Source organism: Mycobacterium sp. 050272 (genome assembly GCF_039023525.1).
In the GTDB taxonomy this organism is placed as follows: Bacteria; Actinomycetota; Actinomycetes; order Mycobacteriales; family Mycobacteriaceae; genus Mycobacterium.
Window position 1 is genome coordinate 198510 of record NZ_JBCHKV010000009.1, and the last position, 20012, is coordinate 218521.

At 66.5% G+C, this 20012-nt stretch carries 16 protein-coding genes; 6 read left to right on the forward strand and 10 right to left on the reverse strand.

Annotated features, from left to right (window positions below):
- Nucleotides 1–4 precede the first annotated feature (4 nt).
- The 4 genes from AAHS21_RS18990 to AAHS21_RS19005 all read right to left on the reverse strand — a co-directional run bounded on the left by AAHS21_RS18990 (nucleotide 5) and on the right by AAHS21_RS19005 (nucleotide 3963).
- Nucleotides 5–883: an ESX secretion-associated protein EspG gene (locus AAHS21_RS18990; protein WP_342929123.1), complete on the reverse strand. Its 879-nt coding sequence runs from the start codon at nucleotides 881–883 to the stop codon at nucleotides 5–7.
- Nucleotides 883–1197 (reverse strand): ESX-1 secretion-associated protein, encoded by a 315-nt coding sequence (locus tag AAHS21_RS18995; protein ID WP_342929124.1) that lies wholly within the window; start codon nucleotides 1195–1197, stop codon nucleotides 883–885. Before AAHS21_RS18995 ends, AAHS21_RS18990 begins: the two co-directional genes overlap by 1 nt.
- A gap of 71 nt (nucleotides 1198–1268) precedes the next feature.
- A complete protein-coding gene (locus AAHS21_RS19000) occupies nucleotides 1269–2501 on the reverse strand; it encodes an EspA/EspE family type VII secretion system effector (protein WP_342929125.1) in 1233 nt (410 codons plus the stop codon).
- Nucleotides 2502–2841: 340 nt separating this feature from the next.
- Entirely contained in the window at nucleotides 2842–3963 is a 1122-nt protein-coding gene (locus tag AAHS21_RS19005) for an FHA domain-containing protein (protein WP_342929126.1), read from the reverse strand.
- Nucleotides 3964–4404: 441 nt separating this feature from the next.
- Between AAHS21_RS19005 and AAHS21_RS19010 the strand changes: the two genes are divergently transcribed.
- Complete coding sequence (locus tag AAHS21_RS19010; protein WP_342929127.1) at nucleotides 4405–4686, forward strand: WhiB family transcriptional regulator; 282 nt, start codon at nucleotides 4405–4407, stop codon at nucleotides 4684–4686.
- Between the two features lie 162 nt (nucleotides 4687–4848).
- Here AAHS21_RS19010 and AAHS21_RS19015 read toward each other — a convergent pair whose 3' ends face one another.
- Complete coding sequence (locus AAHS21_RS19015; RefSeq protein WP_342929128.1) at nucleotides 4849–5298, reverse strand: nitroreductase family deazaflavin-dependent oxidoreductase; 450 nt, start codon at nucleotides 5296–5298, stop codon at nucleotides 4849–4851.
- A gap of 23 nt (nucleotides 5299–5321) precedes the next feature.
- Nucleotides 5322–6158, reverse strand: coding sequence for an NAD(P)H-binding protein (locus AAHS21_RS19020; protein ID WP_342929129.1), 837 nt, complete (start codon nucleotides 6156–6158; stop codon nucleotides 5322–5324).
- A gap of 105 nt (nucleotides 6159–6263) precedes the next feature.
- Between AAHS21_RS19020 and sigI the strand changes: the two genes are divergently transcribed.
- A complete protein-coding gene (sigI, locus tag AAHS21_RS19025) occupies nucleotides 6264–7148 on the forward strand; it encodes an RNA polymerase sigma factor SigI (protein WP_342929130.1) in 885 nt (294 codons plus the stop codon).
- Nucleotides 7149–7159: 11 nt separating this feature from the next.
- Here sigI and AAHS21_RS19030 read toward each other — a convergent pair whose 3' ends face one another.
- A complete protein-coding gene (locus AAHS21_RS19030) occupies nucleotides 7160–8389 on the reverse strand; it encodes a MinD/ParA family protein (RefSeq protein ID WP_342929131.1) in 1230 nt (409 codons plus the stop codon).
- Nucleotides 8390–9048: 659 nt separating this feature from the next.
- On the opposite strand from AAHS21_RS19030, the gene gltB reads away from it, so the two are divergent.
- Entirely contained in the window at nucleotides 9049–13632 is a 4584-nt protein-coding gene (gltB, locus tag AAHS21_RS19035; RefSeq protein ID WP_342929132.1) for a glutamate synthase large subunit, read from the forward strand.
- Nucleotides 13625–15091 carry a glutamate synthase subunit beta gene (locus AAHS21_RS19040; protein ID WP_342929133.1) on the forward strand — a complete coding sequence of 489 codons (1467 nt, stop codon included), beginning with the start codon at nucleotides 13625–13627 and terminating at the stop codon, nucleotides 15089–15091. The genes gltB and AAHS21_RS19040 overlap by 8 nt, the downstream gene beginning before the upstream one ends.
- Nucleotides 15092–15432: 341 nt before the next feature.
- On the opposite strand, the gene AAHS21_RS19045 is transcribed toward AAHS21_RS19040, so the two are convergent.
- Entirely contained in the window at nucleotides 15433–16287 is an 855-nt protein-coding gene (locus AAHS21_RS19045; protein WP_342929134.1) for an LLM class F420-dependent oxidoreductase, read from the reverse strand.
- 51 nt (nucleotides 16288–16338) lie between these two features.
- Here AAHS21_RS19045 and AAHS21_RS19050 point away from each other — a divergent pair, with 51 nt between their 5' ends.
- Both AAHS21_RS19050 and AAHS21_RS19055 read left to right on the forward strand, forming a co-directional pair.
- The gene (locus AAHS21_RS19050) at nucleotides 16339–16770 is read left to right on the forward strand and encodes a hypothetical protein (RefSeq protein ID WP_342929135.1); all 432 of its coding nucleotides are present in this window, start codon (nucleotides 16339–16341) and stop codon (nucleotides 16768–16770) included.
- A 10-nt stretch (nucleotides 16771–16780) separates the two neighbouring features.
- The gene (locus tag AAHS21_RS19055; protein WP_342929136.1) at nucleotides 16781–17788 is read left to right on the forward strand and encodes a PHP domain-containing protein; all 1008 of its coding nucleotides are present in this window, start codon (nucleotides 16781–16783) and stop codon (nucleotides 17786–17788) included.
- A gap of 4 nt (nucleotides 17789–17792) precedes the next feature.
- Here AAHS21_RS19055 and AAHS21_RS19060 read toward each other — a convergent pair whose 3' ends face one another.
- Together AAHS21_RS19060 and dinB are read right to left on the reverse strand one after the other, a co-directional pair.
- Entirely contained in the window at nucleotides 17793–18560 is a 768-nt protein-coding gene (locus AAHS21_RS19060) for a YoaK family protein (RefSeq protein WP_342929137.1), read from the reverse strand.
- A gap of 138 nt (nucleotides 18561–18698) precedes the next feature.
- On the reverse strand, nucleotides 18699–19892 hold the full coding sequence (gene dinB / locus AAHS21_RS19065) for a DNA polymerase IV (RefSeq protein WP_342929138.1): 1194 nt from the start codon (nucleotides 19890–19892) through the stop codon (nucleotides 18699–18701).
- Nucleotides 19893–20012 lie beyond the last annotated feature (120 nt).

Here is a 20012-nt window from a genome sequence, read left to right on the forward strand (position 1 = left end):
GAGATCAGCCTCGGTACGAGGCATGAGTGTGGTCGGTGTGCGCGGACTCGTCATCTGAAGTGTGATCGAGCCAGGTGCGCGCGGGGAGGAATTCCAGCAGTCCGTCTAGTGTCCGTTGCAGATTTTCTTGGGAACCAGGCAGAAAACTTCCGTACAGCTCGCCGTGCACGCGGCGGGGCAGCGACACCAGTCGGCCCAGCGGTGAGTCGAGGACGCCCGCAGCGACGTCGGTGTGGGTGCAGGTGCCGCCGGAGTGACGCTCGCTGGCGATGATCTCCACCCAGCTATCCGGGTTGCCGACGATCTCGGCGTAGACGCGGGCGGTGGCCGGCGCGATACCGAGGTTGGCCAGGTGTGCCGCCGTAGTGCATTCGGCCAGTTCGCTTGCTACACCGGTCAGCGGTTCGACGTTGGCCGGCGTTGCCGGGCCCAGCACGGCGGTCACCATGCCCGCCAGACCCACCTGCGCCGCCACCAGTTGCAGAGCGATCAGCTCGCCGTGCCGAGCGGCGATGACATGACGATCGCCCTTGCGGCACACCGCAAAACGCACCATCACGCCGTCGCCGATATCGCGGCGCCACCACCGGCCTTCCAGGGTCCGGTCGGGCCTGCTGAGCGTGTCGATGATGGCCGCCACGGTCGGGTGGGGCTGGCCCAATTCGTTCAGCACCCCTTGCTGGGTCAGGTCCTTCTCCACCTGGTCCCAGACAAGCTTGCGTAGGTCGTCTTGCGGGATGTTCTGCCGGATCCCCAGGGCCGCAGGGAATTCGATCAGGTGTAACCGGTCGGCGAGCACCAGCATGCCGTCGATAGTCACCTCGACGCCGACTACGTCGTCAACCAGACCGGCGCGGCCGGCGGCGAGGGGACCGGATGTCATTATTTGTCGAGCAGTTGCTTGTTGAGGTTGCCGGCCAGCTCGCTGTCGACACCCTCATACGCTGACTTGGCCGTGCGCAGCTTCGCGGCCATCAAGAGGCTGGCGTCTCCCAGGGCCTTGCCCGCGGTCCTGCGAATGCCCTCGATGGTGTCGAAGGCACCGTTGGAGCACCCGCTGATCACGCCGTGGTTAAGCCAGCAGTTGCTTCCGGTGCCGTTCAGGGCATCCGCCCCCGCCTGGGCATCCTTCTGCGCGGCTTCCTGTTTGGTCGCCAGCGTCTCGAGGATCGCTGGTGAGACGAGTAGATTTGCCATTGGTTGGTCTCCTTAACGTTCGATTTCGCGCTATGGCGTTGGCCCGCTGCGCTTTTGACGCGCGAGTGCTATCAAAGGACGCGTTCGCGGCCGGCTGCTGCCGGTGCGGCGGCCGGTGCCGCAGCAGGTGCCGCGGCATCGACGGGTGCACGCTCGGTGCCACCGTCTTTACCGGCGGCGGCACCGGCTTCTGCGTCCCGCTTGGCGTCGTCTTCCTTCTTCTTGTCCTCGTCGTCCTTGACGTCGCTGACGTCCTGAGCCGCGGCCGGGGCGGCGGCTGCCGCCGGAGCGGCGCCCTTCGCGGACTGGGCCAGCGACTGGATTTGTTGCATGCCCTGGCCGAACGTCTGGCCGACCGTGCTGAGCCCCTGCGACGCCTGCCCGATCTGCGCCAGGCTGGGCGGCGTGAACGCCGCGGGTGCCGGAGTCGTCTTGTCGCCCTTGGCCGGGGTGTCCGTCTTGGTGTCCGACGTCTTCGCGGCGGCGGCCTTGTCGCTCGAGGACTGCAGCAGCGCCTTCTGCTCCGGCGCCACCTTGTCGCCCGCTTCGGCGGCCAGCTTGTTGACCGACTTCCCGGCGGACGCGAAGGTGTAGTCCGTCAGGCCGTCGGAGACGGCGCGGAAGCCGGACAACTGCGACGAGCTGACCGCCGCAACCTTGCCGTCGATCTTGTCGAAGGTGCCCGCCAGCTGCGTGCCCACATCCTTGCCGAGCTGCACGTATTGCTGACCCAAGCTCGCGCACTGGTTGGAGATGCTCATCGAGCTGGACAGGGTCAGCATCTCGACGACGAAGACTGCCGCACAGCACGCGAAGGCGGCGACGATCTGCCACGCCTGCGATATACCCGGCCCCGCGACCGGGATCAGGTAGAGGGCCAGGGCGATACCGGCGGCGGCGGTCAGCACGGCTACGTTCACCGTGCAGCACAGGTGGGCCTGCTTGACCTCGCCGGCCTGCTTGCTCAGGTAGCCCTTCAGCGTCTGGTCGTACGTCTTGAACGTGTCGACGAAACCCTTGAGCGTGTTGACCTGGTTGATGTAGGCCGTCGCCGCGGCGCCACTCCAGTCCCGCGGATCCGGAATGGCGCCGGGGTCCAAGTCTTTGAGGAACAGGTTGAGTTTGTCCGCGGCAGTCGATACGGCCGAACCCGAGTTGGGGGATCCGAATCCGTTGAGCAAGTCCACGATTGTCACGGCCAGCGCAGCGGCATCGACAATGGCCGTCGGTGTCGGCAGGACTTTTGTTCCGCTTTCTTTCAATGCCTTTGCCAGAACCGCATTCTGCTTGCCGGCGTAGATCATCCCTTTACCGAGGATCGTGGCGGCGCTCGCACCAAGGTTGGCCCAGTCCCCAGCCGAGGCAGCGGTAACGCCAGATCCAAAACTTTTCACACACGTCGCTAAATCCGTTGCACCGTTAAGCCAAGCCACGTCGGTGTTTCCCTTCAAGCTCGCAGATCCTGTGCACCGATCCTGTGCACGGTAGAACGAGCCTAACAGCGCTCAGAGCGGGTCCAGTGCACGAATTTTTCGGCTAGGCAACAGCTTCCACCACCCGGCGATCGGCCGCCACGGTAAACATTGCGGCAAGGTTGCCGAAAAGCGAACAATTAGAATTGGCGCCGCCGGCGACCCACGGAAATCAGTCGATGTGGCCGATCAAAGTCTCGATCGCGGCCGTTACATGCGCGGGCAAAGGCTCCTCGTCCTCGGCGCGCACAATCATTTCTTCGTCGACGCCGGCGGCTTGCGCAATTTCCAGCGTCGAGAGGTTAGCCCGGCGCCGGGCCGCGTACAAGCGCTGCGCCAGCGGGGCATCCGGAGCGTTCGCTCCGAGCGTCATCAATTCGTCGCGGTGCCGGCGAACCGCACTCAGCGCCTTTATCAATTCCGGGGTTATTTGGCTGATCCTGGTGGCTCGCACGGCGATCGCCTCGAGCTGCCGCAGATCGGCGAGGATGGGCGCCGAGCGCTCGGTGAACTCGGGGTCCTCGGCCGGTGGCAGCGCCGAGATGGCCAGACTGCACCCGTCCACGGCGGCGACGACCGCCTGAGCGATCAGCGACGCCGCGCCGTGAGCCTCGGGCTGGTCGACCGTCGCCGGACCGTCGGCCGGCGTGGCTTGCGAGGCGGTGTCATCCGCCGCGACCGGTTCTCCATGGCGGATCCGATCGATGGTTCCGGCAGGCCACTGCAGGACTTCCTCGAGCTTCGCTCGGGTCCGTTCGCGCGGCCAACTGCGGCCCTTTTCGAAAGCAATCAGCGCGCCGGCGTTGATGATCCCGTCCGACGCGAGGCTGCGCTGGCTGATGTCGAGTTCGCGACGGCGGGCGGCAGCGGCGGCTCCGGCGCGAACCACGCCCGGATCCAGATCGATTGGCGCGATGTTGTCCCCCTGCTCATCGGAATCGTTAACCCCTTGTTGGTCAACGGATCTCGGCGGCCTGACGACTTCAAACGTCAGGACTTTCCCCGCGGTGGGGTCCCCGAACCGGACGATCGTCTTGTCGGTGATCGTCACGGAGGTCTGTCGCAGTCCGTCGACGAACATGCCGCTCGGGCTGCTGTCGACGATGCGCCACTCGCCATTGGCGGCTTCGGCCCGCAGGTGTTCCTGGGAGATCTGTGGATCATCGATCTGTACGCCGGCCTGAGGTTCGCGGCCGATGGTCACCACACCGCGGTCGGGCTCGATCGCGTGCGATGTGTCGCCGCTGTGCACCACCAGCAGAGCTGGTTGGGTGGTTGAGGCGGCGCTGGACATCGTCGGTGATTCCTCGCTCACTATTTGCCTGGCGGCGGGTGTCCGCCACAGGAGTCTAACTGCTGCACCCGTCAAATTCTATCGCGCCGCTACAGTTCAGCGTCAAGTTGTTACGAAACAGGCGTGCATACGGCGCCGCGGGGTAACCACGGGTAACCGCATCACCGCTACAGTTCGGGGCCGGGCCCGCCCGACGACGCCCGCGATGGCGCAGCTTTTTAGCGTATGACCTGCTCGGCTCCACCATTGGGGCACCGTTTTGCCGTCGTTTCCCACCAGTTCAGCGAGGCGCAGCATGCGGCGCGTGAGATATGGCCGTAGCGCCTGCACACCGGCCCGAAACGAAACCACAGCGCCAAACTGTTGCATCGCGACGGTTAGTGCTATACCCTTTCGAGTCATAGGACGCAGAACTGCAACGCTTTCTGGAGGAACGTAGCGATGACCGCAACAACTCTGTACAACATCCCGTTGGGCGCCTGCACTCAGGACCCGGACCGCTGGACGACCGCTCCCGATGCCGAGGCCAAGGCCCTGTGCCGGGCTTGCCCCCGCCGGTGGCTGTGTGCCCGCGATGCTGTCGAGTCATCGGGCGCCGAGGGCCTGTGGGCCGGTGTCGTGATTCCCGAGTCGGGCCGCCCGCGCGCCTTTGCCCTGAACCAATTGCGGTCGCTGGCCGAGCGCAACGGATACCCGGTGCGCGAGACGGCCAAATCGGCCTAACTCCGGCTTCCTGAGGCGTCCGCAGTTGAACAACGTCCGGGACCGAAGTGGAAACACTTGAGCGGCTCCATCTTTGGAGCGCCCCACTCGGATAGTCCGGGCCGGCGAACAGACAGCGCGAGAACCAGCCACGGTTCTCGCGCTGTCTTGCGTTTCGGGACGCTACGGCGAAACGGCCGGGTCGAAGCGAAAGACGCAGAGCCGCCCCGCCAACGCTTCGAATTCGTCGGACGTCCCGTCGCGCACCATTCCCGAACGTTTGGCGAACGACACCCCGACCGGCACCCTCTTCGGAAACTCGCGGAGCACCGGACGCGCCTGTTCGGCCGTCAGTTCGACGATCCGGACCTGCCGCGATCGTCGGCCCCGGGACAGGGTGCCGGTGCCCGCGGCGCGGGCGTTCGCCGCCCAGTCCGCGCCCGGGTAGCCCGCGACAACGTAGAGGCCGCCCTGGAATTCAAACGGTGTCATCGGGGTACTGCGCGGTTGGCCGGACTTGCGGCCCGGCACGGTCAGCACCATGGCCGGGCCGGTCGGTATCCCCAGTTTCTGCACCGCCATCATCACCTTGTTCATCGGCTTGAGGTAGCGCGGCGGCTGTGGTTCGGACATGTCGGAATCTCCTTGTTTGGGAGCTAGCTCGTGTACAGGTCTTGGTGCTCGGACACCCACTGCGCGAAGGACTGTGGTGCCCGGCCGAGGATCTTCTCCGCGTCGTGCGTGACGAGTGCCGGACGGTCCAGCGTTTCGGCCAACATGGCCGTATACGCGTCGCCGAACTCGGCTCCGAAACCCAAATCGATGAAGCGTTGCCGCACCGCCTCCACCGGAATTTCGCGGTACTGCAGCTGGCGCCCCAGCACCGTGCCGATGATCCCCACCAGCTCCACGTTGGTCAGCGCGTGAGGACCGGTCAACGGAACCCGTTGACCGACCAGCTCTTCGCCCAGGAGTGCCCGCGCCGCGACCGCCGCGATGTCGCTCTCGACGATCGGAGCGGTCGAGGCCGCGGCATACGGACCGGCCACCACATCGCCGGCGCGAATCTGTGCGGCCCACATCCCGGCGAAGTTCGTCGCGAAGACCGTGGGCCGCAGGCTCACCCATGCCAGGCCCGAGTCGACGGCCAGCTGCTCGACCTCGAGGTTGCGGTCGCCGCGAAAGCGCGATGGCTGCCGCGAGAAGTCGTCATCGGCGTTGATCGCCGACAGCGCAACCAGTTTGGTGACTCCGGCGCGACGGCATTGGGCCACGACGCCGGCGAGACTTTCGCCGAGTGCGCGCGAGTTCAAGAAAACCGCCGATGCTCCCGGCAGCGCGTCGCCCACCGAGTCGAGCACCTCGACGGGGGCGGGAAACGCGGCGCGATTCGGGGTGCGGGTGATGGCGCGCACCCGTGCGCCCGCGGCGACGAGCTCGGCAACGAGGGGTCGTCCGACATTGCCGGTCGCTCCGGTTACGACGATGGTCATGGTGTTCCTCCTGAAGTCGAAGATCTTCATCAACGACGGGCGCGGAGGCGGGAAAGTTACAGTCGGTACACGTAACTTTTTCCGGTACCAGATCGTCGATGTTTCATGAACCAGTCGCAACCGCCAACGGACCAGCTTGCCGATGCTTGGCGTCGTCACCGCCCCTATTTGGTCAATCTGGGGTATCAAATACTCGGTGACGTCGGAGACGCCGAAGATGTTGCGCAAGAAGCCTTTCTGCGGTTGTCGCGGACCGGGCCCGAGGAGGTCGACGACGTCCGCGGCTGGCTCACCGTCGTCACGAGCCGGCTCTGCCTCGACCAGGTCCGCTCGGCGCGCACGCGCTACGAGCGGTTGAGCGATCCCGGCCATGGCGACCCCGGCGCCGAGGTCGTCGAGTCGCGGAGCCTGGATCCGGCGGATCGGGTCACCCTCGACGACGAGGTCCGTACCGCGTTGATGGAGGTCCTGCAACGGCTCAGCCCGGGTGAACGGGTCGCGTTCGTGCTGCACGACGTGTTCGGTGTCCCGTTCGAGACGATCGCCGAAACAGTGGGACGCCCGGTCGGCACCTGCCGTCAACTGGCGCGGCGTGCACGCTCGAAATTCACTGCGGCACAGCCTAAGTCGAGTGAGGTAGCACCCGCCGAGCACCAGCTGGTCACCGAGAAATTCATCACCGCCTGCGCCAACGGCGACATCGCCGCGCTGACCGCTGTGCTGGACCCAACGGTCTGGGGTGTGGGCACCGTCCTGGCCGACCCGGCGCCGCCGCCGCAGATCAACCATGGCCCGCATGCCGTGGCCACCAACCTGATGCGCTATCTGGGTCCGGGCGTCACCCTGGTCAGTGGTCCCGCCGGGCAACCGGTGGTGCTCGCGTTCGCCGAGCGCCGGCTTTTCGCCGCCGTCGTGCTGACCATTCGCGGCCCGCTCGTCAGCAAGATCGAGGCGATTGCCGACCCGTCGGCGCGTGTCGCGGCCGGCTGAGGCGTGACGGGTCAGCTCGCACGGTCGGGGCTCGTCCCGAAGAACCCGGCGATCAGCGCGGTGGCTTGTAGCAACTTGCGCCGGGTGGGGCGGCCCATCTCGTGCATCACGTCGATGACGCCGCCGGGGCGCAGGTGAGGGTCGTAGGGGACCTCGACCACCGGCTGTCCGTGGTCGACGAACTCCCGTGCCAGCAGGGCCCGGGTGCGTTTGTCGGCGTGCCCGTCGGAGTCGTTGAGCACCACGATCGTGTTGTGCAGCAACTCCGTCATGCCCTGATCCGACAGCCATTCCATGGTCCGGGCAGCCGCGGATGCCCCGTCGGCCCACGGCGAGGACACCACGATCAGCGCATCCAGGTCGCGCAGCACTTCCTGGGTGACGGGTGAATCCATCGTCGAGCCGCAGTCGATGACCGAGATCGTGAAATGGCGATCCAGCCGCGACGCGGCCTCTCGGTAGATCGCGGGATCGAGGACCCGGCGGGGACCGGACGCCGGTTCGCCGGCGAGCACATGCAGGCCCACCGCGTTACGGCCCACTCGCCCGGCGACATCGGCGAAGGTCTCGAGGTTCTTGTCCGCGGTCAATTCCCAGAACGAACTCGTCGACTGCGGATCGATCCGGCTGCTCAACCGGCCGAAAGCGGTATCGGCGTCGATCGCCACCACGTGGTCTTGCCCGCGACGAAGTTCGGCGAACAGCGACCCGACACTGGCGGCGACGGAAGTCTTTCCGACACCGCCCTTACCCACGACCCCGACCTTGTGCTTGCCGCGAAAGGCGGTGCGAATGGTGGCCTCGAATTGGAATTCTTCGAGTTGTGCTGGCGACGGACCCAGCTTGACGAGGCCAAAGGTGAGCAGCCGCAGGATGCGTCGCCAGCCGGTGACAGGCAGTTCGGGCCCGCCGGCCGGCACCAGCGCGGCGTCGGGTGCCGGGATGACCGGCGTGGGAGGGGAAGCCTGCTGCGCGGGTGGAGCGGCGGGACGCGCCGGGGGCGGGGGAGCGAGCTGCTGGCGCGGCTGCACCACCGGCGGCTGACGGGGAGGTGGCGGCGGGGCGGGTGGCCGCGACGGCGGTGGCGGTGGCGGATACGACGGCGGCGGGGCGGGTCGTCGCGGCGGCGGGGGAACTGCTGCGGACGGTGCGCCTCGCTGAGCGTTCGGAGGGGGACCGGAGGGGGTGCTGGGCCGGGCGGGCTGCAGACGGTCCCGCAGGAATTCGTCGCGCTCGTTCATGGGCTCCTCGGTGCCGGGCGATCGATCATGGCGCGCTGGCCGGACGCAGGGGCGACCGGGCCCGTTCGGCCCAGTATCGCCCCATGCGGCTTTATTTGTATCGCGCAAACTCGCACCCGCCCTAATGCGGTGCCGGTGTGACGGCTGGGGTGCCCACCGTCATCCCGGCGCGTGGTATCGGCGGCACGGCTGCCACGTCTTATCGAGATCGGTCGCGCGAACGCGCGGGCGCACTGTGACCATGGCCATCTGTGATGCCGTCCGGAGGCCGGCGTCACAGCAAACCCGATGAGGCGATCGGTCCGGCAGCTGCGCGTTTCGGGTCTGCGCTGTCGCGCGCGGATTGTCGGCGGTCGAAGCGTATTTCCCCGGGTCATCGATCGCCGCCCGCAGCGAATTTACGTTGCCGCTACCTGCCGGGTAGACTCGGCCAAGTTGGCATGTCAGGCGGTTTTTGTCATATCGTTTTACGACTTGTCGAGACCGGGTACACGCCACCGTTCAGCGCCGCACGGACGATTCCCCCATCGGATCATTTTCCGCCTGGGAGACAGCCTATCGACAAGACCGAAGGGGTCGGCTCGCAACCTCCGGGTGCAGCCCCGTCGGAGCCACTGAAAACGGTCGCGCAGCAGGTTCTGGTGAAGAGGCAGGTGCATATGACGCCCACGCGCGTTGGGTTGTATAACCCCGCGTTCGAGCACGATTCGTGCGGGGTAGCCATGGTCGTCGACATGCACGGCCGACGGAGCCGCGACATCGTCGACAAGGCGATCACCGCACTGGTCAACCTCGAGCATCGTGGCGCCCAGGGCGCCGAGCCGCGCAGCGGTGACGGCGCGGGCATCCTGATTCAGGTCCCCGACGCGTTTCTGCGCGAAGTCGTGGACTTCGAGCTCCCCGCCGCCGGCAGTTATGCCACCGGTATCGCGTTCCTGCCGCAATCGTCCAAGGATGCCGCGGCAGCATGCGCCGCCGTCGAGAAGATCGCCGAATCCGAGGGCCTGACGGTCCTGGGCTGGCGCAACGTGCCCACCGACGATTCGTCGCTGGGTGCGCTGTCCCGCGATGCCATGCCCACCTTCCGGCAGGTGTTCATGACCGGCGCTTCCGACATGACGCTGGAACGCCGTTGCTACGTCGTGCGCAAGCGTGCCGAGCACGAACTCGGTACCAAGGGCCCGGGCCAAGACGGGCCCGGCCGCGAAACCGTATACTTCCCAAGCCTTTCCGGCCAGACAATGGTCTACAAGGGCATGCTGACCACCCCGCAGCTCAAGGCGTTTTACCTTGACCTGCAAGACGATCGGATGACCAGCGCGCTGGGCATCGTGCACTCCCGTTTCTCGACCAACACCTTCCCGTCCTGGCCACTGGCCCATCCCTTCCGGCGGATCGCCCACAACGGTGAGATCAACACCGTCACCGGCAACGAGAACTGGATGCGCGCCCGTGAGGCGCTGATCAAGACCGACATCTTCGGTTCGGTCGACGACCTGGAGAAGTTGTTCCCGATCTGCACTCCGGGCGCTTCCGACACCGCACGCTTCGACGAGGCGCTGGAATTGTTGCACCTGGGTGGGCGCAGCCTGCCGCACGCGGTGCTGATGATGATTCCGGAGGCCTGGGAGCGCAACGAGACGATGGACCCGGCGCGCCGCGCCTTCTACGAGTACCACGCATCGCTGATGGAACCGTGGGACGGCCCGGCGTCGATGACGTTTACCGACGGCACCATCGTGGGCGCGGTGCTGGACCGCAATGGCCTTCGCCCGTCCCGTATTTGGGTCACCGAAGATGGTTTGGTGGTGATGGCCTCCGAGGCGGGTGTCCTGGACCTGGACCCGTCGACGGTGGTGCAGCGGATGCGCCTGCAGCCGGGCCGGATGTTCCTGGTGGACACCACCCAGGGCCGCATCGTCTCCGACGAGGAGATCAAGGCCGAGCTGGCCGCCGAACACCCGTATCAGGAGTGGCTCGACAAGAACCTGGTGCCCCTCGAGTCGTTGCCGCAGGGCAAGTACGTGCGGATGGCACACGATCGACTTGTCATGCGGCAGTTGGCCTTTGGTTACACCTATGAGGAGCTCAACCTGCTGGTGGCGCCAATGGTGCGCACCGGCGCCGAGCCGATCGGGTCGATGGGCACCGATACCCCGGTCGCGGTGCTCTCGCAGCGTCCCCGGATGCTCTACGACTATTTCCACCAACTGTTCGCTCAGGTGACCAACCCGCCGCTGGACGCCATCCGCGAAGAGGTGGTGACCAGTTTGCAGGGCACCACCGGCGGGGAGCGCGACCTGCTCAGCCCGGACGAATACTCGTGTCACCAGATCATGCTGCGACAGCCGATTCTGCGTAACCACGAGCTGGCCAAGCTGATCAACCTGAATCCCGATGACCCGGTCAACGGGCGCCCACATGGCATGCGCTCGAAGGTGATTCGCTGTCTGTACCCGGTCGCCGATGGTGGCGCCGGGCTGGCTGCCGCGCTCGAAGAGGTGCGTACGCAGGCGTCGGCCGCGATCGCCGATGGCGCCCGGGTGATCATCCTGTCCGACCGCGATTCCAATGAGCAGATGGCCCCGATACCGTCGCTGCTCGCCGTCGCGGGGGTGCACCACCACCTGGTCCGCGACCGTACCCGCACCCATGTGGGACTGGTCGTCGAATCCGGTGATGCCCGCGAGGTGCACCACATGGCGATGCTGATCGGCTGCGGCGCGGCCGCGGTCAACCCCTACCTCGCGTTCGAATCGATCGAGGACATGCTCGACCGCGGCGTGATCGACGGGATCGACCGTGACAAGGCGCTGAACAACTACGTGAAGGCCGCCGGCAAGGGCGTGCTGAAAGTCATGTCCAAGATGGGCATTTCGACGCTGGCCTCCTACACCGGCGCTCAGCTGTTCCAGGCCATCGGGATCTCCGAGGACGTGCTCGACGAGTACTTCACCGGGCTGGTCTGCCCGACCGGCGGCATCACGCTGGACGACATCGCCACCGACGTCGCCGTGCGCCACGACCTGGCCTATCTGGACCGGCCCGACGAGCGCGCGCACCGCGAGCTCGAGGTGGGTGGGGACTACCAGTGGCGCCGCGAGGGCGAGTATCACCTGTTCAACCCGGAGACCGTGTTCAAGCTGCAGCACGCCACCCGCACCGGCCAGTACAAGATCTTCAAGGACTACACCCGCCTGGTCGACGACCAGAGCGAGCGGATGGCGTCGTTGCGCGGACTGCTGAAGTTCCGCGGCGACGTGCGACCCCCGGTACCGCTGGACGAGGTCGAGCCCGCCAGCGAGATCGTTAAACGGTTCTCGACCGGAGCAATGAGTTACGGCTCGATCTCCGCCGAGGCGCACGAGACGCTCGCCATCGCGATGAACCGCCTGGGTGGGCGATCCAACAGCGGTGAGGGTGGCGAGGACGTCAATCGTTTCGATCCCGATCCCAACGGGGACTGGCGCCGCAGCGCGATCAAGCAGGTCGCCTCGGCGCGGTTCGGCGTCACGTCGCACTACCTGACCAACTGCACCGACATCCAGATCAAGATGGCCCAGGGCGCCAAACCCGGTGAGGGCGGCCAACTTCCAGGGCACAAGGTGTACCCGTGGGTGGCAGAGGTCCGGCACTCCACGCCCGGCGTGGGCCTGATCTCACCCCCGCCGCACCACGACATCTACTCGATCGAGGATCTTGCGCAGCTGATCCACGACCTGAAGAACTCCAACCCGGCGGCGCGCGTTCACGTCAAGCTGGTCTCCGAGAACGGCGTCGGCACGGTCGCCGCGGGTGTGTCCAAGGCGCACGCCGACGTGGTGCTGATCTCCGGCCACGACGGCGGCACCGGTGCCACGCCGCTCACCTCGCAGAAGCACGCGGGTGCCCCGTGGGAGCTGGGGTTGGCCGAGACGCAGCAGACCTTGCTGCTCAACGGGTTACGTGACCGGATCGTCGTCCAGGTGGACGGACAGCTCAAGACCGGCCGCGACGTGATGATCGGCGCGCTGCTGGGCGCCGAGGAGTTCGGCTTCGCCACCGCCCCGCTGGTCGTCGCGGGCTGCATCATGATGCGGGTCTGCCACCTCGACACCTGCCCGGTCGGTGTGGCGACCCAGAATCCGGTGCTGCGGGATCGCTTCACCGGCAAGCCGGAGTTCGTCGAGAACTTCTTCATGTTCATCGCCGAGGAAGTCCGGGAGTACATGGCGCAGTTGGGCTTCCGCACCTTCAACGAGGCCGTCGGCCAAGTGGGGTCGCTGGACACCACGCTGGCGCGGGCGCACTGGAAGGCGCACAAGCTGGATCTGGCCCCGGTGCTGCATGAGCCGGAGTCCGCGTTCATGAACCAGGACCTGTACTGCAGCTCGCGTCAGGACCACGGCCTGGACAAGGCGCTGGACCAGCAGTTGATCGTGATGAGCCGCGAGGCGCTGGATTCGGGTAAACCGGTCCGGTTCTCCACCACCATCAGCAACGTCAACCGCACGGTGGGCACCATGCTCGGTCACGAGCTGACGAAAGCCTATGGCGGTCAAGGCTTGCCGGATGGCACGATCGACATCACCTTCGACGGCTCCGCGGGCAACAGCTTCGGCGCCTTTGTGCCCAAGGGCATCACCCTGCGGGTGTACGGCGACGCCAACGACTACGTGGGCAAGGGTCTGTCCGGCGGCCGGATCGTGGTGCGGCCGTCCGACAAAGCGCCGGCGGACTACGTCGCCGAGGAGAACATCATCGGCGGCAACGTGATCCTGTTCGGGGCCACCAGCGGCGAGGCCTTCCTGCGCGGCGTGGTCGGGGAGCGGTTCGCGGTCCGCAACTCCGGCGCCCACGCCGTGGTCGAGGGCGTAGGCGATCACGGTTGCGAGTACATGACCGGTGGCCGGGTAGTGATTCTCGGCCGCACCGGGCGTAACTTCGCGGCCGGTATGTCCGGCGGTGTGGCCTACGTCTACGACCCCGGCGAGGAACTGCCGCAGAACCTAAACACCGAGATGGTGGATCTGGAGAGTCTGGACTCCGATGACGTCGAGTTCCTGCACGGCATCATCCAGGCACATGTCGATGCGACGGATTCCGCTGTCGGCCAGCGGGTTTTGGCCGACTGGCACTCCCAGCAACGGCATTTCGCCAAGGTGATGCCCCGGGACTACAAGAAGGTGTTGCAGGCGATCGCCCAAGCGGAGCGCGACGGCGTCGATGTCGACAAGGCGATTATGGCGGCGGCGCATGGCTGATCCCACTGGCTTTCTCAAGTACACCCATCGAGAACTGCCGCAACGTCGGCCGGTCCCGCTGCGGTTGAAGGATTGGAACGAGGTCTACCAGGAATTCAACGACGACACCCTGCGCGAGCAGGCGACTCGTTGCATGGATTGCGGTATTCCCTTCTGCCACAACGGATGTCCGCTGGGCAACCTGATCCCGGAGTGGAATGACCTGGTGCGCCGGGGCCGGTGGCGCGAGGCGATCGAGCGGCTGCACGCCACCAACAACTTCCCCGACTTCACCGGCCGGCTGTGTCCGGCGCCGTGCGAGCCGGCGTGTGTGCTGGGCATCAACCAAGACCCGGTCACGATCAAGCAGATCGAGCTGGAGATCATCGACCACGCCTTCGACGAGGGCTTCGTCGAGCCGAAGCCGCCGACCAAGCTGACCGGAAAAACGGTTGCCGTCATCGGTTCGGGCCCGGCCGGTTTGGCCGCCGCCCAGCAGCTGACCCGCGCGGGACACAGCGTCACCGTCTTCGAGCGGGCCGACCGCATCGGCGGATTACTGCGCTACGGCATTCCGGAATTCAAGATGGAGAAGCGCGTCCTCGACCGTCGGTTGGACCAAATGCGCGCCGAGGGAACCGAATTCCGGGCTGGCGTCAATGTGGGAGTCGACATCACCGCACAGCAGCTGCTCGCCGACTTCGACGCGGTGGTGCTGGCCGGCGGTGCCACCGCCTGGCGTGACCTGCCGATCCCGGGGCGGGAACTGGACGGCATCCACCAGGCGATGGAATACCTGCCGTGGGGTAACCGCGTGCAGGAGGGCGACGACGTGCTGGGACCCGACGGGCAGCCGCCGATCACCGCCAAAGGTAAGAAGGTGGTCATCATCGGCGGCGGCGATACCGGAGCCGACTGCCTGGGTACCGCGCACCGGCAGGGTGCGGCCAGCGTGCACCAGTTCGAGATCATGCCGCGGCCGCCGGAGGCGCGCGCCGAGTCGACGCCGTGGCCGACCTACCCGCTGATGTACCGGGTCTCGTCGGCCCACGAAGAGGGTGGCGAGCGGGTGTTCTCGGTCAACACCGAGGAGTTCGTCGGCAAGGACGGGCACGTGAGCGCGCTCAAAGTCCACGAAGTGCAGATGCAGGACGGCAAGTTCGTCAAGGTCGAGGGTTCCGATTTCGAGCTCGAAGCGGACGTGGTGTTCCTGGCGATGGGGTTCGTCGGCCCGGAGAAGGCGGGTCTGCTCACCGACCTCGACGTCAAGCTCACCGAGCGCGGCAACGTCGCGCGAGGCGCCGATTACGAGACCTCGGTGCCTGGCGTCTACGTTGCCGGAGACATGGGCCGGGGCCAGTCGCTGATCGTCTGGGCGATCGCCGAGGGCAGGGCAGCCGCAGCGGGTGTGGACCGGTATTTGATGGGGTCAACCGCCCTTCCCGCGCCGATCAAGCCGACGGCTGCACCGCTTCAGTAGTCACACCAGCCACACCAGAAACACGCCGGTATTTGTTCGGCGAGTCTCCCGTAGTTTGCCAGCACGCGGGTGTCTAATAACGACTTGTGCGCTTCGTCACAACGGGGGCACGGCTAAACAGATCGATCGCAGGAGTGGTCACTGTGCATGTGAACCCAGTACCTAGTTCGCGGGTGGGGCGAATGGCCTGGTCATGGTTTCGTCACCCGGTGAAAAGTCGCGAGTTTCCCGCTAAGCAAGAGCGCCTGGTAACTGCCCAGGAGCTGTTGCTGTTCGGGACATAACAGCCCAAGCTATCTACCCGCGATTTCATCGCCAGTTTGCTCGACGGCACGGAATCGTCATTTCGTCGACAGCAGCCCCGAATCCCGGATCGCCTCAGCCAACGGCACCAGGACGGCCGGGTCATGCGGTGGGGGCAGGTAGACGATTCCCAGGTCGAGTCCCTCGGCCCCCAGCCCGGCGGCGGTCTCGATGACCTGTGCGTAGTTGAGGTCCTCACCGAGGCGGACATGGGCCGACATGGTGATCTCCTTGGGGTCGCGCCCGATGTCCGCGCAGCGCGCCGCCAGCACGTCGCGCTTGCGGGCGAACTCCTCGGGCGTCCCGCCGGCGAAATTCCAGTGCTGGGCGTAGCGCGCGGTCAGCGGCAGCGTGCGCTTCTCGCCGCTGCCGCCGATGCAGATCGGCGGATGCGGGCGCTGCGGACCCTTGGGTTCGTTGCGCGCGTCCTTGAGCTGGTAGTACTTGCCGTCGAAGTTGGTGGTCTCCTCGCTGAGCAGACTGATCAGCACCTGACAGGCTTCCTCGAACCGGTCGAACCGTTCCCTGATGCTGCCGAGTTCGATGCCGTAGGCGCCGGACTCCTCCTCGTTCCAGCCCGCCCCAATCCCGAGTTCGAGCCGTCCGTCGGAGATGACGTCGAGGGCAGCCGCCATGTTCGCCAGGACCGCGGGGTGACGGTAGTGGATGCCGGTGACCAGGGTGCCCAACCGCAGCCGCTTGGTCGCCTGCGCCAGCGCGGTCAGCGTGGTCCAGCCCTCCAGGCACGGGCCGGTGCTGTCGGAAAAGATCGGGTAGAAGTGGTCGAACGTCCACCCGGACTCGAAGACGTCGATATCGTCGGCGGCCTGCCAGACCGCGAGCATGCCGGCCCAGGTGGTGTTTTGCGGTGAGGTTTTGAACGCGAATCGCATGACGTCGACGCTAGTCGATATTTATGAAGCGCAACTAAACTCATGCGGGTCATGAGTACTGCCCTCGGGATCGACGCCAAGATCACCCTGCTGTTCGCCGGCCTGATCTTTCTGCTCGCACTCGTTCTCGGCGTCTGGAAGTACCGCCAGATCATGACGTCGGAGAACCACCAGGCGCACGTCTACGTCGACATCGCTCACCGCGCGGCGTTGCTCTACTCCTTCGCGACGCTGCTGCTCGCGGTCTTCGTCGAACTCAGCGCCTGGGCCGCCTGGGTCAACCTGACCGCGGCGATGGTGGTCGTGTTCTTCTTCGTCGCGGCGATCGCCGCCTACGTCGTCCATGGTGCGCGGCGAGACACGGTCAACCAATTCGAGAAGCCGGTGCGGGGGACCGGGGTGGCGATGGCCATGCTGATCGTCGGCGAGATCGGTGGCTTCGGCGTAATCCTGGCCGGGTTCGTCTACGGGCAGCTGCTGTAACACTGGAGCGATGGACCCGGTAGCCGCGCTGCGTCAGATCGCCTACTACAAGGACCGGAGCCGGCAGGACCCCAAACGCGTGATGGCCTACCGCAATGCCGCCGACATCGTCGAGGGTTTGGACGACTCCGAGCGGGAGCGGCACGGGCAGGCCAACAGCTGGCAGACGCTGCCGGGCATCGGACCCAAGACCGCGAAGGTCATCGCCCAGGCCTGGGCCGGCCGTGAGCCCGACGCACTTGTCGAATTGCGAGCCGAGGCAACAGATCTCGGTGGCGGCGAGGTGCGCAGCGCGCTGCGCGGGGATCTGCACCTGCACTCGAACTGGTCGGACGGCTCGGCGCCGATCGAGGAGATGATGGCAACCGCGGCGGCGCTGGGGCATGAATACTGCGCATTGACCGATCACTCGCCGCGGCTGACGATCGCCAACGGCCTGTCGCCGGAGCGGTTGCGCAAACAGCTCGACGTGATCGACGGGCTGCGGGACACCTTCGCGCCGATGCGCATCCTCACCGGTATCGAGGTCGACATCCTCGAGGACGGTAGCCTGGATCAGGAGCCCGAGCTGTTGGAACGCCTCGACGTCGTCGTGGCCAGCGTGCACTCCAAGCTGTCGATGGATGCGGCGGCCATGACGCGCCGGATGGTGCGCGCGGTCTCCGACGGCCACGCCGATGTGCTGGGCCATTGCACGGGCCGGCTGGTTTCCGGCAACCGAGGCATCCGGCCGGAATCGAAGTTCGACGCCGAGAAGGTCTTCACCGCCTGTCGCGACCACGGCACCGCGGTGGAGATCAACTCTCGCCCCGAACGCCGCGACCCGCCGACCCGGCTGCTCAACCTGGCGCTGGAAATCGGCTGCGTGTTCAGCATCGACACCGATGCGCACGCCCCCGGCCAGCTGGACTTCCTGGGGTACGGCGCGCAACGTGCCCTGGACTCCGGCGTTCCGGTCGACCGGATCGTGAACACCTGGCCGGCCGACAAGCTGCTGGCGTGGACAGGATCGAGCTGAGCGGTCAGGCCCGCACCGCTTCGGCCGCCTCGGCAATGGATTCGCCACTGTTGCCGCGGCTGTGCAGCACGTTGGCCCCGGCCACGATGGCACACGTGGCGGCCGGTATCAGCAGCGAGTATCCGCCGAGCCGAGCACCGAACAGGATCCCTGCGATGCCGCCGCCGAGAAACAGCAACAGTGTCGTCACCAGGATCGCGGCCTTCCACTTCTTGATTCCGTCTTGCCGGGCACGCCCGAGCATCAGCCCGAGGTCGGTCACGGTCCCGGTGAAGTGGGTGGTGCGGATCGACATCCCGCGGAAGCTCGAGGTCATCCCGTTCTGCAGGCCGAGCGCTGCGGCGGCGAACATCGCCTGGACCGCGGTCAGCTCGACGCCGAGCGATTCGATCTGCGCCTTGACGAAGGTTTCCTCCACGCCCGCGGCGGCCAGGACGAGCAGCGCCGCCTCGGTGAACAGCACCACGGCATGGCGCGGGCCCGCCAGCGCTTGGGTGGGTGCGAGAACCGCGCCGGCCATCGTCGCGCCCGCCAGGAAGCCGAACAGGATCGCGGCCAGCACATGTCCCTCGTAGAGCCACGGATTGGCGGTGTTCATGCCCAGCTGGGTGGTGATCGCGGTGAGGTTGCCGACCGGCAACGCCAGTATCAGCAGGGCTACCGCGTTGACGAAGCCCGCCGACAACGCGAGTACCGCGCTGTAGCCGAGCAGGAGACCTTCGCGAGGCAGGCCACTGTCGCGGGTGTTGTCCGGCGGCATGTGTTCAGGCACTCACTTTCCAGGTTGGGTTTCGGCCAGCGTACAAGCGAGCCGTCGGGGCCCGCCCGGCGCGCGCGACATCTCAAACAAAGTTCTTATCATCGAAACAGCTTGGGCTGGAACCACATTGGTGAAGTGGGGGGAACTCAGTCAGTCGGGTAGTAGCGGCATCTCTATACCCGAATCTCGTCCAATCAACACCCCGCGGGTGAGAGCGGATCTGCCGAAGCGCGCACGGACCTGGTCAACCGCGGCGTCGACCGCGAGCGAGTCTTCGTGAAACGGCAGCATCAGCTGCTGGGCCCCACTGCGATCGATACCCGACACCGCGAAACCGACTAGCGTCAAGCCGCGCTGGGCGATCGCGGGTGCGGCGGAGGCGACCAGCCGCCGGGCGGCGGCCAGGATCGGCTGCGTGGACGCCGTCGCCCACGGCATCGTGTGGGACCGGGTCGCCCGCGTGAAGTCGTCGAACCGCAGGCGCAGCACCACGGTGCGGCCCGTGCGACCGGCGGCGCGCATCCGGGCGGTGATGCGGTCGATCAGGTTGACCACGACCGCATCGATCTCGTCGGGCGACATGCGATTTCCGGCGCGGCCCAACGCTCGCTGGGCACCGACGGACCGCCGTCGCACCCTGGTGTTGACCCGGCGCCGGTCGATATTGCGCGACAGCGCATACAGCTGACGGCCCATCCCCGCACCCAGCAGTGCGGCCAGCGTCGACTCGCTGAGCTCGGCGACATCGGCGACCGTCGTGATGCCGTAACCATGCAACTTGTCCGCGGTCACCGCGCCCACGCCCCACAATCGGCGCACCGGCAACGGCCGCAGGAACGCCAGCTCACGATCGGGCTGCACCAGCAGCAGCCCATCGGGCTTGGCTTCCTGGCTGGCGACCTTGGCCAGGAATTTGGTGCGGGCGATACCGACGGTGATCGGCAGGCCGACCCGCTCCCGCACGTCGCACCGCAGCCGTTCGGCGATCTCGACCGGCGTGCCCGAGACCCGGCGTAGGCCGCCGACGTCGAGGAATGCCTCGTCCACCGACAACGGCTCGACGATGGGTGTGGCATCGCGAAACACCTCGAAGACGGCGTCACTGGCCCGCGAGTAGGCCGACATGCGCGGCGGCACCACGACGGCGTCGGGACACAGCCGTCGGGCCTGCTGGCCGCCCATCGCGGTGCGCACGCCGTAAGCCTTGGCCTCGTAGCTGGCGGCCAGCACGACGCCGCCACCTACGATCACCGGGCGACCGCGCAGCGTCGGGTCGTCACGCTGTTCCACCGACGCGTAGAACGAGTCCAGGTCGGCGTGCAGGATGGACGCATCACACCGCACGAACGTATGTTCGCACGCGGCGGTGACAGCTAATGGGTCTCGAACCGCGAGCCTCCGGGAATCGAGTTCTGATCGGAGGGACGCTGTTCCTGAGCCGCCGGCCGGTGAGCGTCGTTAACA